This is a genomic window from Streptomyces sp. NPDC001700 (assembly GCF_053596435.1).
Genome location: NZ_JBSFGE010000017.1, coordinates 109,755 through 124,859, shown reverse-complemented (window position 1 = coordinate 124,859; position 15,105 = coordinate 109,755). Strand labels below are relative to the sequence as shown.

The window sequence follows — 15,105 nt, the reverse complement described above, 5'->3', positions numbered from 1 at the left end:
CGCTGCGAAGGCCGAGGCGACGGCAGAAGTGAAGACGTGGGCGCAGGGGCAGGCGACGCCCCCGACGCGGGTGCTGATCGCCGCCGACAAGTTCAAGGGCTCCCTCACCGCCGTCGAGGTCGCCGAACGGGTGACGGCGGGGCTGCGGCGCGGCTGGTCCGGCGGTGACGACCTGCTGCGCATCGACGCGCTGCCGGTCGCCGACGGCGGCGACGGCACGGTGGACGCGGCGGTCGCGGCCGGGTTCGAACGGCGCGAGGCGCGGGTGACCGGGCCGCTGGGCGCCCCGGTCACGGCGGCGTACGCGCTGCGCGACGGGACGGCCGTGGTGGAGATGGCCGAGGCGTCCGGCCTGCGGCACCTCCCGGACGGGGTCTTCGCGCCGCTCACCGCCACCACGTACGGCAGCGGTGAGCTGCTGCGGGCGGCGCTCGACGCGGGCGCCCGCACGATCGTCTTCGGCGTCGGCGGCAGCGCCACGACCGATGGCGGCGCCGGAATGCTGAGCGCGCTCGGCGCGCGCTTCCTGCGCGGCGACGGCACGCCCGTCGCGCCGGGCGGCGGCCCGCTGGGCGAACTGGCGACGGCGGACCTCTCTGGCCTGGACCCGCGGCTCGCGTCGGCGGAGATCGTGCTGGCCAGCGACGTCGACAACCCGCTGACCGGGCCGAAGGGCGCGGCGGCGGTCTACGGGCCGCAGAAGGGTGCGAGCGAGGCCGATGTCGCGGCCCTGGACGCCGCGCTCGCCACGTACGTACGCGCCCTGGAGCGGGCCGTCGGGGCGCGCGCCGCCGAGTACGCCGCCGCGCCGGGTGCGGGCGCCGCGGGCGGCATCGGCTTCGGCGCGCTGCTGGGCCTCGGCGCGGCCTTCCGTCCCGGCATCGACGTGATGCTGGACGTGCTGGGCTTCGCGGCCGCGCTGGAGGGGGCCGACCTGGTGATCACGGGGGAGGGCTCGCTGGATGAGCAGACCCTGCACGGCAAGGCCCCGGCGGGTGTCGCGGCGGCGGCGCGGGCGCGGGGCATCGACGTGGTCGCGGTCTGCGGCCGCCTCGCCCTGACCCCGGCGGCCCTGGGCGGCGCGGGGATCCGCCGCGCGTACCCCCTGACCGACCTGGAACCGGACCCCACCCGCTGCATCGCCGAAGCGGGCCCCCTCCTGGAGCGCGCGGCCGAACGCCTGGCGGCGGACTTCCTGGCCTGACCCGAGGCGGTGCGCCGGGACCTTGCCCCCACCCCGCCCCTCCCCGGGCCCTGGGGCGTGGTGGGCCTGCAGCCCCGGCCCAGGACGCCGGACGGGCACCAGGTGTTTGTCCCCCACCCCGCCCCTTCCCGAACTGGGGGCTTCGCCCCCGGGCCCCCGCCGGGCCTGCGCCCCGGGTCCGCGCTGGGCCTGCGCCCCGGGCCTGCGCCCCGGGTCCGCGCCGGGCCTGCGCCCCGGGTCCGCGCTGGGCTGTGCCTCGGGGCTGGTCGCTGGGTGGGTGCCGGGGGTTTGTGCCCCGCCCCGCCCCTTCCCGAACTGGGGGCTCCGCCCCCAGGCCCCCCGCCGGGCACGCCCCGGGCCGTGCCTCGGCCCCGGACGCGGGGTGGGGACCGGGAGTTTGTTCCCGCCCCGCCCCGCCCCTTCCCGATCCGGGGGCTGCCGCCCCTGGGCCGTGCCGGGCTCCGCCCTGACCTGGACGCTGGGTGGGTGCCGGGGGTTTGCGCAGCCCGGCGGGGGGCTGGGGCGGAGCACAGCGCGGCAGGTCGGGTGGGGCCCGGGGCTTGCCCCGGTTCGGGAAGGGGCGGGGTGGGGAAGACCAGCGCCACCCAGACGCGGCAGCATCAGGCGGGAAACGCCGTGGGGCCCGAGCGTGTCGCTCGGGCCCCACGGCGTATGCGTAGGCGGGCCTAGGGGATCTGGGCCGCCCTCGCCTCGCGGCGGTTGTCGCGGAACGCGTTGACGCGGCGGGCCGTGGCGAAGAGGGGGATCACCGCGCCCATGACGACCTGGAGCGCGCACGCCGACTGGAGCAGCAGCTCACCGCCGGGGGCCTCGAAGGCCCAGGCGGCCAGCAGGGCCATGCTGGTGACGATCCAGCCGAGCATGGCCACGGCGAGGCGGCCGCGCGGCTTGGGGTACTCGACGCGGCTCACCATCAGCCACGCCACGCCGATGATCGCCAGCAGGGTCGGCACGAAGGGCAGGCCCAGCAGGACGACCGAGACGACCGTCAAAGCACCGAAGGGGCTCGGCATGCCCTGGAAGACGCCGTCCCGGAGCGTGACACAGGAGAATCTGGCCAGGCGGAGGACGACGGCCAAGAGGACGATGATGGCGCCCACCACCGAGACCCGCTCGTAGGGACTGTCGGCGACCATGCCCCAGACGAGGACGAAGTACGCCGGGGCGAGCCCGAAGCTGATCAGGTCGGAGAGGTTGTCCAGCTCCGCGCCCATGGCCGAGCTGCGCAGCTTCCGTGCGACGAGGCCGTCGAAGAGGTCGAAGACGGAGGCCAGCAGCATCAGCATGACCGCCGAGGCGGCGCTGTGGCGGGTCATGCCGCCGTCCTCGCTGCCCGTGAGGTGCGGGATGAGGACGCCGGTGGTGGTGAAGTAGACCGCCAGGAAGCCACAGGTGGCGTTGCCGAGGGTCAGGGTGTCCGCTATCGACAGCCGCGTCGACAGCGGCATGTCGTCCGTCTCGTCGACGCCGTCCGCGTCGGCCTCGGGCACCCAGGCGGCCTGAGTGTCTGGATCAATCACGGTCAAGGCGAGTCACCCCCGCGGTGGTGGCCTGGCCGACCTCGACCGCGACATCGACGCCCTCGGGAAGGTAGACGTCCACGCGCGAGCCGAAGCGGATGAGACCGATCCGCTCACCCTGCTCGACCTTGGTGCTCTGCGGCACGTACGGAACGATTCGGCGCGCGACCGCGCCCGCGATCTGGACCATCTCGATGTCGCCCAGCTCGGTGTCGAAGTGCCAGACGACCCGCTCGTTGTTCTCGCTTTCCTTGTTGAACGCGGGAACGAAGCCGCCCGGGATGTGCTCGACGGAGGTCACGGTGCCGGCCAGCGGAGCGCGGTTCACGTGGACGTTGAGCGGGCTCATGAAGATCGCGACGCGGGTGCGCCCGTCCTTCCACGGCATGATGCTCTGCACCACACCGTCGGCCGGGGAGATGACGCGGCCCTGAGAGATCTCTCTCTCGGGGTCACGGAAAAACCACAGCATGCCCGCCGCGAGCGCGGTGGCGGGCACGGCGACTGCCGCCCAGCGTCCGGAGCGACGGGCGCGGGTGAGGCTGACCGCCGCCGTGGCGACGGTCGGGAGGAGCCACGGCGACGCTCCGCGCGCGAGGCGGACGCGGCCGCGTTGTGCAGAGGATTGGCTGTGGGGCATGGATGACCTTCGTAGCGGAGGATGCCGCGACGCAAGACTGGGGACGGCGGCTTTCCCGGATGGTATCGGTTGCGAGCGGTAACTGGGCAAGCGCCAGGGCCTGTCGGTGGCTTGTCAGTGGCCGAAGACCCATGGCGCGGTGTGACCTTCTTCTCTCGGATACCACCCCAAAAGGGACATCAGCCTTGGGTTCGGTAATCCTCCAGCAGTCGTCGTCCAATAATCATTTTCTGAATCTCAGCGGTACCTTCGCCGATGAGGAGCATCGGTGCCTCGCGGTAGAGGCGCTCGATCTCGTATTCCTTGGAGAAGCCGTACCCGCCGTGGATGCGGAAGGCGTCCTCCACGACCTCTTTGCAGTACTCCGACGCCAGGTACTTCGCCATTCCCGCTTCGAGGTCGTTGCGCGCACCCGCGTCCTTCTTGCGGGCCGCATTGACCATCATCGCATGCGCCGCCTCGACCTTTGTTCCCATTTCGGCCAGTTTGAACTGGATGGCTTGATGCTGGGCGATCGGCTTCCCGAACGTGTGACGCTGCTGTGCGTACGCAACGCCCAGCTCGAATGCGCGCTGTGCCACGCCACAGCCGCGCGCGGCGACATTGACCCGGCCGACCTCCACCCCGTCCATCATTTGGTAAAAACCGCGGTTGGTCTCTCCGCCGAGCACCCGATCGGCCGGAATGCGCAGTCCGTCCATGATGAGCTCGGTGGTGTCGACCCCCTTGTAGCCCATCTTCTCGATCTTGCCGGGAATGGTCAGTCCGGGCCGCACCTCGCCGAAGCCCGGCTCCTTCTCGACCAGGAAGGTGGTCATGGACTTGTGTGGAGCCACGCCCTCCCGCTGGTCACCGGTCCGGCACAGGACCGCCACCAGAGTGGAGGTGCCGCCGTTGGTCAGCCACATCTTCTGGCCGGTCAGCACGTACTCGTCGCCGTCCGGCACCGCCTTGCTGGTGATCGCCGACACGTCCGAGCCCAGCGCGGGCTCCGACATCGAGAAGGCGCCGCGGATCTCCCCGAGCGCCATCTTGGGCAGGAAATAGTCCTTCTGCTCCTGGGTGCCGTGCTGCTTCAGCATGTACGCCACGATGAAGTGCGTGTTGATGATGCCGGACACGCTCATCCAGCCGCGGGCGATCTCCTCCACGCACAGCGCGTAAGTGAGCAGTGACTCGCCCAGGCCGCCGTATTCCTCGGGGATCATCAGCCCGAAGAGGCCCAGCTCCTTCAGGCCCTCCACGATCCGGGTCGGATATTCGTCGCGGTGCTCCAGTTCGGTGGCGACCGGCAGGATCTCCTTGTCGACAAAATCCCTGACCGTGGAGAGGATCTCCCGCTGGATGTCGGTCAGCCCCTCGGTCTGCGCCAGACGGCCCATATCACTGCCCTCCCAGCTCCGGGCGGCCCGGCTGCTCGCCGCCCCGCTCCTTGATGTACGTGGCGGTGGGCACCATCACCTTGCGCCGGAAGACGCATACGAGCGTGCCGTCCTGCTTGTAGCCCTTCGTCTCCACATACACGATTCCGCGGTCGGTTTTGGACTTCGACGGCGTCTTGTCCAGCACCTTGGTCTCGCCGTAGATGGTGTCGCCATGGAACGTCGGCGCGACGTGCTTCAGCGACTCGACCTCCAGGTTGGCGATGGCCTTTCCGGAGACGTCCGGGACCGACATGCCGAGCAGCAGCGAGTAGATGTAGTTCCCGACTACGACGTTCTTGCCGAAATCGGTCGTCTTCTCGGCGTAGTTGCTGTCCATGTGCAGCGGGTGATGATTCATGGTGAGCAGACAGAAGAGATGGTCGTCGTACTCGGTGACCGTCTTCCCCGGCCAGTGCCGGTAGACATCGCCCACCGCGAACTCTTCGTAAGTGCGGCCGAACTGCATCTCGCTCACGCCTCCGGGGGCTCGAAGGTGGACGTACGGGTCATCCCGGCCGCACGGCCCTTGCCCGCGATGACCAGCGCCATCTTGCGGCTGGCCTCGTCGATCATCTCGTCGCCCAGCATCGCCGAGCCCTTGCGGCCGCCCGCCTCGGACGTGCAGTACTCGTACGCGTCCAGGATCAGCTCGGCGTGGTCGTAGTCCTCCTGCGACGGCGAGAAGACCTCGTTCGCCGCGTCGACCTGGCCCGGGTGCAGCACCCACTTGCCGTCGAAGCCGAGCGCCGCCGCGCGCCCGGCGACCTCGCGGTAGCCGTCCACGTTCTTGATCTGGAGGTACGGGCCGTCGATGGCCTGCAGGTCATGGGTGCGGGCGGCCATCAGGATGCGCATCAGGATGTAGTGATACGCGTCCGCCGGGTAGCCGGGCGGCTGCTCGCCCACGACCAGCGACTTCATGTTGATGGACGCCATGAAGTCGGCCGGGCCGAAGATGATCGTCTCCAGCCGGGGCGAGGCACCGGCGATGGCGTCGACGTTCACCAGGCCCTTGGCGTTCTCGATCTGCGCCTCGATGCCGATCCGCCCGACCTCGAAGCCCATCGTCTTCTCGATCTGGGTGAGCAGCAGATCCAGCGCCTGCACCTGCTGGGCGTCCTGCACCTTGGGCAGCATGACGCAGTCCAGGTTCGGGCCCGCGCCCTCGACCACCGTGATGACGTCCCGGTACGTCCAGTGGGTGGTCCAGTCGTTGACCCGCACGGCCCGGGTCTTCCCCGTCCAGTCGCCCTCGTTCAGCGCCTTGACGATGGAGTGCCGGGCGTCCTCCTTGGCCAGCGGCGCGCACGCGTCCTCCAGGTCGAGGAACACCTGGTCGGCGGGGAGGCCCTGGGCCTTCTCCAGGAAGCGCGGATTGGACCCGGGCACGGCCAGGCAGGAGCGGCGCGGCCGCAGCACTCGGTCTGCGGGGGCGGGCGCGGTCATACGGGAACCTCCAGTGCGGGAAGCGTGTTCGCGGTACGGATCTCGTCGACGATACGGCCGATGATCTCCGTGATACCGAAGTCCTTGGGGGTGAAGACGGCCGCGACACCCGCCGCGCGCAGTGCGGCGGCGTCCGCGGCCGGGATGATGCCGCCCACGATGACGGGAATGTCCTGCGCCCCGGCCAGCCGCAGCCGCTCCAGGACGTCGGGCACCAGCTCGGCGTGCGAGCCGGAGAGGATCGACAGGCCGACGCAGTGCACGTCCTCGTCGACGGCCGCCATGACGATCTGCTCAGGGGTGAGCCGGATCCCCTGGTAGATCACCTCGAACCCGGCGTCCCGGGCCCGTACGGCGATCTGCTCGGCGCCGTTGCTGTGGCCGTCCAGGCCGGGCTTGCCGACGAGCAGCCGCAGCCGCCCACCGCCCAGCTCGGCCGAGGTCTTCTCGACCTTCTCGCGTACGGTCGCGAGCTGGCTGCCCGCCTCCGCGGTGACGGCCAGCGGCGCCCCGCCGACCCCGGTGGGGGCCCGGAACTCGCCGAACACATCGCGCAGCGCCCAGGCCCACTCGCCGGTCGTGACCCCGGCGCGGGCGCACTCCACGGTCGCGGCCATCAGGTTGTCGGTGCCCGCGGCGGCCCTGCGGAGCGCCGAGAGGGCGGTCTCGGCGCGGTGGGCGTCGCGCTGCTCACGCCAGGTGTGCAGGGCGGAGACCACCCGGGCCTCGTTCGCCGGGTCCACCGTCATGATCGCGGTGTCCAGGTCGGCGGTGAGCGGATTGGGCTCGGTGGACTCGTAGGAGTTGACGCCGACGATCTTCTCCTCGCCCGATTCGATCCGGGCCCGGCGCGCCGCGTGCGAGGCGACCAGCTGCGCCTTGAGGTAGCCGGACTCGACGGCGGCCATCGCCCCGCCCATCTCCTGGATGCGCTCGATCTCGGCCTCGGCGTCGGCGGTCAGCTCGGCGACCTTGGCCTCGATGACGTGCGAGCCCGCGAAGATGTCGTCGTACTCCAGCAGATCGCTCTCCTGCGCCAGCACCTGCTGGATGCGCAGCGACCACTGCTGGTCCCAGGGCCGGGGCAGCCCCAGCGCCTCGTTCCAGGCGGGGAGCTGGACGGCGCGGGCGCGGGCGTCCTTGGAGAGGGTGACGGCGAGCATCTCCAGCACGATGCGCTGGACGTTGTTCTCCGGCTGGGCCTCGGTCAGCCCGAGCGAGTTGACCTGGACGCCGTAGCGGAAGCGGCGGTGTTTGGGGTTGTCGATGCCGTACCGCTCGCGGGTGATCCGGTCCCAGATGCGGCCGAAGGCACGCATCTTGCACATCTCCTCGATGAACCGGACGCCCGCGTTCACGAAGAAGGAGATCCGGGCCACCACATCGCCCTTGCGCTCCTCGGGCACCTGCCCGGAGTCGAACACCGCGTCCAGCACGGCGATCGCCGTCGACATGGCGTACGCGATCTCCTGCACCGGAGTGGCCCCGGCCTCCTGCAGGTGGTAGCTGCAGATGTTGATCGGGTTCCACTTGGGGATGTGGTGGACCGTGTACGCGATCATGTCGGTGGTCAGCCGCAGGCTCGGCCCCGGCGGGAAGACATGCGTCCCGCGCGACAGGTACTCCTTGACGATGTCGTTCTGCGTCGTCCCCTGGAGCTTCGCCGGATCGGCGCCGTGCTCCTCCGCGACCACCTGGTACAGCGCCAGCAGCCACATGGCGGTGGCGTTGATGGTCATGGAGGTGTTCATCTGCTCCAGCGGGATGTCCTGGAACAGCCGCCGCATGTCGCCCAGATGGGAGACCGGGACCCCGACCCGGCCCACCTCGCCACGGGCGAGGATGTGGTCGGGGTCGTAACCGGTCTGGGTGGGCAGGTCGAAGGCGACCGAGAGACCGGTCTGGCCCTTGGCCAGGTTGCGCCGGTACAGCTCGTTGGACGCCTCGGCGGTGGAGTGCCCGGCGTAGGTCCGCATGAGCCACGGGCGGTCCTTGGGGCGGGGTTCGCCACTCATCACACGTCCCTGCTGTGCCTGATGGTCCGCTCCGACAAGTCGTCACGGAACAGGTTGATCGCGTCGATGTGCTGGTCGCGCATCGCCTGGTCGCGCACGCCCATGCCCTCCTCGGGGGCCAGGCACAGCACGCCGACCTTGCCCTGGTGGAGGTTGCGGTGGACGTCGTACGCGGCCTGGCCGGTCTCGTCCATCCGGTACGTCTTGGACAGCGTCGGGTGGATCTTGCCCTTGGCGATGAGGCGGTTGGCCTCCCACGCCTCGCGGTAGTTGGCGAAGTGCGAGCCGACGATCCGCTTCAGCGACATCCACAGGTAGCGGTTGTCGTACTCGTGGGTGTAGCCGGACGTCGAGGCGCAGGTGACGATCGTGCCGCCCTTGCGGGTGACGTACACGCTCGCGCCGAAGGTCTCGCGGCCCGGGTGCTCGAAGACGATGTCCACGTCCTCGCCGCCGGTCAGTTCGCGGATCTTACTTCCGAACCGCTTCCACTCGCGCGGGTCCTGGGTGCGCTCGTCCTTCCAGAAGCGGTAGTCCTCGGCGGCGCGGTCGATGATCGCCTGGGCGCCCATCTTCCGGCAGATCTCGGCCTTCTGGGGGGAGGAGACGACGCAGATCGGGTTCGCCCCGCCCGCCAGCGCGAACTGGGTGGCGTAGGAGCCGAGTCCACCGCTCGCGCCCCAGATCAGCACGTTGTCGCCCTGCTTCATCCCGGCGCCGTTGCGGGAGACGAGCTGCCGGTACGCGGTCGAGTTGACCAGGCCAGGCGCGGCCGCCTCCTCCCAGCTCAGATGCTTGGGCTTGGGCATGAGCTGGTTGGACTTGACGAGGGCGATCTCGGCGAGCCCGCCGAAGTTGGTCTCGAAGCCCCAGATGCGCTGCTCGGGGTCGAGCATGGTGTCGTCGTGGCCGTCGGCGCTCTCCAGCTCGACCGACAGGCAGTGCGCGACGACCTCGGCGCCCGGCTTCCAGGCGTTCACACCGGGGCCGGTGCGCAGCACGACGCCCGCGAGGTCGGAGCCGATGATGTGGTACGGCAGATCGTGCCGCTTGGCGAGCGGGGAGAGCTTGCCGTACCGCTCCAGGAAGGCGAACGTGGACACCGGCTCGAAGATCGACGTCCACACGGAGTTGTAGTTGACCGAGCTGGCCATCACGGCGACGAGTGCCTCGCCGGGGCCGAGTTCGGGCAGCGGGACCTCGTCCACGTGCAGGGACTTGCGGGGGTCCTTCTCCTTGGTGGTGAGGCCCGCGAACATATCGGCCTCGTCCTTGCGGACGGTCACCGCGCGGTACGACTCGGGGACGCGCAGGGCGGCGAAGTCCTGGGGGCTCGTGTCCGACGCGAGGATCGCGTCAAGTATCTCGTTCATCGGTGCCTCCGGCGAAGCGTCCGGAAAGGACGCCTGAGGGAACGCTGGGCTCGTGACGGGGGTGAAAGCTGCTGGCTGGCTGCTGTGCCGTCGGTTCGGCGGAGGTTCTTCGGCCGTGGGGCGCGGGTGAGCGCCGTGGGCCCGCCTGGTGACGCAGGCGGTGTCCGGGCGGCGCAAGGCGCGCGTGGGCGGCTTGCGGGGACAGCCGGCGCGCGAGGTGTGCAGCGCGCCGGCCGCCCGGACTCCTTCACCGTATGGCACGGTGTGCCACCCCGCAAGACACTGAGTGCCAACAAATTCTCTCACTTGTCATCTCGGCTGCACGCATGAGCAAGAAACGGCCGCCCCGGGAGGGGCGGCCGTGACGGATGGTGTGCGGTTGTGTGTCTTTAGCTGGCCTTCTCCAGGGACAGTGCGAAGACGTGGGCCCGGGCGGTGCCCGACGCCGGGGCGGCCAGGGTGATCGCGGACAGCTCCTTGGCCGGGTCCAGGGCCACCGCCTGGTGGAAGATCGCCGCCTTCGTGCCGACCGGACCGCTCCGGGCGTGGATCTGGCTGGTCCGTACCGCCTCGGTCTCCCCGTACGCCGGTCCCGACAGCCACGCCGTGAGCTGGACGCTCACCGTCGCGGTCGAGCCGTCCGCGTACGAGGCGACTGCCGGGATCGTCACATTGCCGGTGTCGCCCGCGCCCAGCACATGGAGCCTGGCGTAGCTCCCCGCCGGGACCGCGACCTGCTGGCCCGCCGCGATCACGTTGTTGGGTGACCCCTCGCTGCCGTTGGTGAACGCGAAGGTGATCCCGTCGTCCTCGGTCTGCCCGGTCTGCGGCAGCTGCACCATCGGGTACGTGCGCCCCGTACCGTCGAAGTCCCCGTCGCCGTAGTACATCTCGGTGGTGATGGCGTCGTTGTCGAAGGCGCCCGTCAGGTCGACCTGGGTGACCTGGCCCGTCTGCGGCAGCTCCGGAAGCCCCCAGCGGTCGGCGGGCTCCGAGATCTTCACCGGGGCGAGGTGGAAGTCCGGGCGGGGGCCTGCGGCCGGGTAGATCACCGCCTCCTCGTCGCGGCCGAGGTCCAGCTCGATCACGCCGTCGCCGAGGTCGCGCCACGTGGGAGCCGGGCCGCGCACCCCCGCGACCCTGATCCGCCCGGTCAGTGAGTGCCGCACCCGGCACGGCTCCCCGGCCAGGCTCCGCACCCGCGCCCAGCGCGTCCTGCCGCCCTTGCGCACCGCGCTGACCAGGAACGCGCCCTCGGTGCGGAAGTCGTGCAGCGCCACGTCCCGCCAGGCGTCCGGCACCCCGGGGAAGAAGCGGATGGTCCCGCCCCAGCTCTGGCAGAGCATGTCGTGGATCGCCTGCGCGCCCGAGAGCGGGGTCTCGATGACCGGACCCGCCTCGTAGTAGTGGGTGTTGGGCTGGATGAAGCGCGCCACCAGCTCGCGGAGGTACTTCAGGGCGTCGTCGCCCCGGCCCATCTGGGTGGAGATCGAGGCCGCGCCGGAGAAGCTGTAGCCGCGCAGGGCGCCCTCGAAACCGATCCAGTGCTCCAGCGAGCGGGTGATCAGGTCGCGGCTCTCCTGCTGGTCCCAGTTGACCAGGTAGAGCGGGTAGACGGAGAGCATGTGCGAGTAGTGGCGGTGCGACTTGGCGAACGGGACGCCGGTGCCGACCATGAAGCCGTTCTCGTCCACCGGATACGGGACGAGCTTGTCCAGCACCTCGCGCCACCTGGGCGCCAGCGGGTCGTCCTCGCCCAGCAGTTCGACCGTCTCCAGCAGCGTCTGGCACGACCAGCGCAGCAGCGCCAGGTCGTAGTTGCAGTCCGGGGCCGGGCCGTACTCGGGCGAGAAGGTCTTCGGCAGATGCAGCTTCCCGTCGGCCTGTTCGGTCAGGAAGTGCAGGTAGTAGTTGGTGGAGCGGCGCAGCAGCGGATACAGCACGTCCTCCAGCAGGCCCCGGTCCATGGAGTGCCGGTAGTGGAGCCATACGTTGTGCAGCGCCCACGGCAGATTGCCGACCTCCGCCGAGTCGCCGACGCCGGGCACCGGCACCGTGCCGTTGTCCTCGCACTGCGCGTCGGTGGAGCGGCGCAGCGCGGCCGAGTCGGCGCGGTACTCCGGTTTGAGGGCGCTGATCAGGACGTCGGTGTTCTCGGCGAGGGTGCGCGGAATCGCGTCCAGCTCCAGGTGGTTGGAGCCCAGCACCGGCCAGTACTCCAGCTGGACGTTGAGGTTCCACCACACCCCCGGCCAGGGGGTCGGCTCCACCCAGGGGCCGGTGGTGGCCATCACGGGGGCGTGCTCGCGGGCCGCGCACGCGAGCTTGTAGAGCTGGATCCAGTAGAAGCTCTGCAGCATCGCGTCGGGGACCGACAGAAAGCTCTTGCGGTAGAAGCGGTGCCACCAGTCGCGGTGGGAGCGCAGCAGGCTGGAGACCGGCAGCGCGGACGCCTTGCGGACCGTGGTGACGGCCCGGCCCTCCGCGTCCGTGCCGGGGTGGGAGTGCGCCACGGCCAGGTAGTACGTCCGCTCCCGGCCCGTGCCGCGCTCCTTGTACGCGGTCACCGTCTGGCCGCCCGCGACCATCGGCTGGACGGTGATGCCGAGCCCGTCCTCGGTGCGGCTGACCGGCTTCGGGTTGGGCTCGAACCCCTTCGGCGGGTCCTCGCGGACGATGCGCGGGCTGACGGCGGGGGAGGGGCGGTACTCCCAGCGGAACCCCTCCTCGCCCGCGCTCGCCTCGACCGTCGCCAGCAGCATCGTCCGGTCGTTGTGGATCAGCGCGCGGAGCGTGAGACGGCCCTTGTCGGTGGTGATCGTGCCGCGCAACTCGGCGTCCCACAGGGTGAGTCGCAGATCGACGCCGGTGATCTTCCCGGCCGGGCGCAGCAGCAGATTGCCGACCGGCAGCCGCGCCACGCCCCAGTCGCTGCCGCCCTGGGTGGGGCGGTGGTCCTGCACCTCGCTGTGGTGGACGGTGAAGCGCAGGGCGTTCTCGCCGGGCTCCTGGTAGACCATGGAACCGAGCAGGCCGTTGCCCAGGAACGGGCCCTCGTACCAGGTGCGCGGCATCCGCTTCCAGACCAGGTCCTGCCCGGCCAGGAAGCGTTGCCACTCGGTGTCGGTCCGCATGCCGGTGAGGACCGCGGAGCGCTCGTGCCCGGCCGCCTCCGCCTCCGGTGCGGGGAGGGCGACCCCCGCCGTCGACCCCGCGGCGGCGCCTGCGGCCACCCGGCCCAGGAAACCGCGTCTGCTGACTGCCATCGTCGATCAGCTCCGTCCGAAGAGACATCGAAGTTGCGGAGATTGGTCCGATGATTTGGCTAGACGGGAGCGTAGGAAGGGACTAAAGATGCGTCAAGGCGCCGAATAGATCTGATGTATGGGCTTGCTGTGTCGGACTGTCGCGCCGTTATATCGCCACATGTTCCGTGGGAGGGAACGATGCGCGTCATTCGGTCCAGGGTCACCAGAGCCGCGGCGGGCATCGCCTGCACGGCGGCCGTCCTCGTACCACTCCAGGCCGAAGCCGCAGGTCAGGCGGGCGGCTCGAACGGCTCGGACGCCCGCAGCTGGCGGCTGACCGGGGAGGGGCGGGTCAGCGGGCAGCTCAGCCTCACCCGCGACGGCGGCCTCACCCTCACCGCCCGGCACGGCTCCACCACCGTGCTGCGCCCCTCCGCGCTCGGGATCCGCACCGCCGACACCGACTTCGGAAAGGGCTTGCGGTTCGAGGGGCGCAGCGACCGCGCCATCCACGAGACCTACACGACCACCACCGGTCGCCGGACCCACCACACCTCCGATGCCTCCGAGTCGACCTTCACCTTCCGCAAGGACGGACGGACGCTGAAGGTGATCGTCCGCGTCTCGGCGGACGGGGTGGCGTACCGCTACGCGCTGCCCGGCAAGGGCACGGTCACCGTGCTCGGCGAGACCACGGAGTTCGCCGTGCCGCCGACCGCCGACTCCTATCTGCTGCCGTACGACAACGGGCGCTCGGACTACGAGTCCGCCCACGCTCGCGGCAGCGTCGCCGACGCCAAGGCGGGCGACTACGGCTATCCGTCGCTCTTCCGCGTCGGCAAGAGCTGGATGCTCGTCGAGGAAGCCGACCTGAACAGCTCGTACGGCGGCTCCCGGCTCACCCTCGACGCCGCCACCGACCGCTTCCACCTCACCCTCCCCGACCCCGCCGAGGTCAGCGGCCCGGGCCTCACCACGCCGTGGCGCACGATGGTCATCGGCGACCTCGCCACCGTCACCGAAAGCGACCTGCCGACCGACCTCGCCGAGCCGTCGAAGGTCGCCGACACCTCATGGATCAAGCCGGGCAAGGCGGCCTGGTCGTGGTGGTCGGACGGCTCCAGCCCGACCAGCCTCGCGGCGCAGAAGAAGTTCGTCGACTTCGCCGCCCGGGAGGGCTGGGAGTACGTCCTGGTCGACTCCGGCTGGAGCAACGACTGGATGCCCCAACTCACCGCGTACGCCAAGGAGAAGGGCGTCGGCATCTGGGCCTGGGTGCGGTGGCAGACCATCGACCAGCAGAGCGAGCGGGACCGGCTGTTCGCCCAGTACAAGACCTGGGGCATCGTCGGGCTCAAGGTCGACTTCCTGGAGTCGGACGGCCAGGACCGGATGCGGTGGTACGACGCCGTCTTCAAGGACAGCGCCAAGCACCGGCTGATGCTGAACTTCCACGGCGCGACGATTCCGCGTGGCCAGGAGCGGACGTGGCCGCAGATGATGAGCGTCGAGGCGGTCAAGGGCGCCGAGGGCACCCGCCCCAAGCCCGGCCGCGAGCCGTTCCCGGCGGCCCACTACACGACGCTGCCGTTCACCCGGAACCTCATCGGCTCCATGGACTTCACCCCCGTGACCTTCACCGGCGTGCGGCCTACGAGTGACGCCGCCGAGCTGGCGCTGTCCGTGGTGTACGAGTCCGGGGTGCAGCACTTCGCCGACAGCGTCGAGTCGTACGACGCCCACCCGGCCGCCCTCTCGTTCCTGCGCCAGGTGCCCACGGTGTGGGACGACACCCAGCTCGTCGACGGCGCCCCCGGCGACCGAGCGGTCCTCGCCCGCCGCTCCGGCGACGACTGGTACCTGGGCGCCATCACCTCGGGCGACGCCCGCACCCTGTCCGAGCCCCTGCGCTTCCTGGGCCCCGGCAAGTGGCGCGCCGAGCTGTTCCGCGACGGCGAGGACGGCAAGATCACCACGGAAACCCGCGAGGTCACATCCTCCACCCGCCTCTCGGTACCCGTCCCGAAGAACGGCGGCTACGCGGCCCGCTTCACCCCAGCGAACTAACCATCCCCCACCCCGCCCCTCCCCGTAACCGGGGGCTGCGCCCCCGGCCCCCCGCCAGGGCCCGTCCGGGGCTGGGGGTCGCCTTGGCGGTGGTGTGGTGTGCCTCGCTCGGCCCGGTGGCGGGGTTTGTTCCCCACCCCGCCCCTT

10 protein-coding genes are annotated in these 15,105 nt (G+C 70.6%); 2 read left to right on the top strand and 8 right to left on the bottom strand.

Features of this window, described 5'->3' with window-relative positions; genetic code table 11:
* Positions 1-70: 70 nt before the first annotated feature.
* Positions 71-1,204, top strand: coding sequence for a glycerate kinase (locus ACWC5C_RS28625; RefSeq protein ID WP_450880051.1), 1,134 nt, complete (start codon positions 71-73; stop codon positions 1,202-1,204).
* 686 nt (positions 1,205-1,890) lie between these two features.
* Here ACWC5C_RS28625 and pssA read toward each other — a convergent pair.
* The 8 genes from pssA to ACWC5C_RS28585 all read right to left on the bottom strand — a co-directional run bounded on the left by pssA (position 1,891) and on the right by ACWC5C_RS28585 (position 12,909).
* Complete coding sequence (gene pssA / locus ACWC5C_RS28620; protein ID WP_450879933.1) at positions 1,891-2,751, bottom strand: CDP-diacylglycerol--serine O-phosphatidyltransferase; 861 nt, start codon at positions 2,749-2,751, stop codon at positions 1,891-1,893.
* Entirely contained in the window at positions 2,738-3,385 is a 648-nt protein-coding gene (locus ACWC5C_RS28615) for a phosphatidylserine decarboxylase (protein WP_385448830.1), read from the bottom strand. Before ACWC5C_RS28615 ends, pssA begins: the two co-directional genes overlap by 14 nt.
* Positions 3,386-3,564: 179 nt before the next feature.
* On the bottom strand, positions 3,565-4,767 hold the full coding sequence (locus ACWC5C_RS28610) for an acyl-CoA dehydrogenase family protein (RefSeq protein ID WP_450879931.1): 1,203 nt from the start codon (positions 4,765-4,767) through the stop codon (positions 3,565-3,567).
* A gap of 1 nt (position 4,768) precedes the next feature.
* Positions 4,769-5,275, bottom strand: a complete 507-nt coding sequence (locus tag ACWC5C_RS28605) for a MaoC family dehydratase (RefSeq protein WP_385448847.1) — start codon at positions 5,273-5,275, stop codon at positions 4,769-4,771.
* Between the two features lie 5 nt (positions 5,276-5,280).
* Positions 5,281-6,255, bottom strand: a complete 975-nt coding sequence (locus tag ACWC5C_RS28600) for an HpcH/HpaI aldolase/citrate lyase family protein (RefSeq protein ID WP_450879929.1) — start codon at positions 6,253-6,255, stop codon at positions 5,281-5,283.
* Positions 6,252-8,270, bottom strand: a complete 2,019-nt coding sequence (locus ACWC5C_RS28595) for a protein meaA (RefSeq protein ID WP_450879927.1) — start codon at positions 8,268-8,270, stop codon at positions 6,252-6,254. Before ACWC5C_RS28595 ends, ACWC5C_RS28600 begins: the two co-directional genes overlap by 4 nt.
* Positions 8,270-9,643 carry a crotonyl-CoA carboxylase/reductase gene (gene ccrA / locus ACWC5C_RS28590; protein WP_450879925.1) on the bottom strand — a complete coding sequence of 458 codons (1,374 nt, stop codon included), beginning with the start codon at positions 9,641-9,643 and terminating at the stop codon, positions 8,270-8,272. Before ccrA ends, ACWC5C_RS28595 begins: the two co-directional genes overlap by 1 nt.
* 389 nt (positions 9,644-10,032) lie before the next feature.
* A complete protein-coding gene (locus tag ACWC5C_RS28585; protein WP_450879923.1) occupies positions 10,033-12,909 on the bottom strand; it encodes a glycosyl hydrolase family 95 catalytic domain-containing protein in 2,877 nt (958 codons plus the stop codon).
* A 180-nt stretch (positions 12,910-13,089) separates the two neighbouring features.
* Between ACWC5C_RS28585 and ACWC5C_RS28580 the strand changes: the two genes are divergently transcribed.
* On the top strand, positions 13,090-14,958 hold the full coding sequence (locus tag ACWC5C_RS28580; RefSeq protein ID WP_450879921.1) for a glycoside hydrolase family 97 catalytic domain-containing protein: 1,869 nt from the start codon (positions 13,090-13,092) through the stop codon (positions 14,956-14,958).
* Positions 14,959-15,105: the final 147 nt, after the last annotated feature.

What these genes read in the sequence shown, in the direction of transcription:
- ACWC5C_RS28600 (WP_450879929.1), bottom strand. Translation starts at nt 6,255, where the DNA reads ATGACCGCGCCCGCCCCCGCAGACCGAGTGCTGCGGCCGCGCCGCTCC.
- ACWC5C_RS28585 (WP_450879923.1), bottom strand. Translation starts at nt 12,909, where the DNA reads ATGGCAGTCAGCAGACGCGGTTTCCTGGGCCGGGTGGCCGCAGGCGCC.
- ccrA (WP_450879925.1), bottom strand. Translation starts at nt 9,643, where the DNA reads ATGAACGAGATACTTGACGCGATCCTCGCGTCGGACACGAGCCCCCAG.
- ACWC5C_RS28615 (WP_385448830.1), bottom strand. Translation starts at nt 3,385, where the DNA reads ATGCCCCACAGCCAATCCTCTGCACAACGCGGCCGCGTCCGCCTCGCG.
- ACWC5C_RS28580 (WP_450879921.1), top strand. Translation starts at nt 13,090, where the DNA reads ATGCGCGTCATTCGGTCCAGGGTCACCAGAGCCGCGGCGGGCATCGCC.
- ACWC5C_RS28610 (WP_450879931.1), bottom strand. Translation starts at nt 4,767, where the DNA reads ATGGGCCGTCTGGCGCAGACCGAGGGGCTGACCGACATCCAGCGGGAG.
- ACWC5C_RS28605 (WP_385448847.1), bottom strand. Translation starts at nt 5,275, where the DNA reads ATGCAGTTCGGCCGCACTTACGAAGAGTTCGCGGTGGGCGATGTCTAC.
- ACWC5C_RS28595 (WP_450879927.1), bottom strand. Translation starts at nt 8,270, where the DNA reads ATGAGTGGCGAACCCCGCCCCAAGGACCGCCCGTGGCTCATGCGGACC.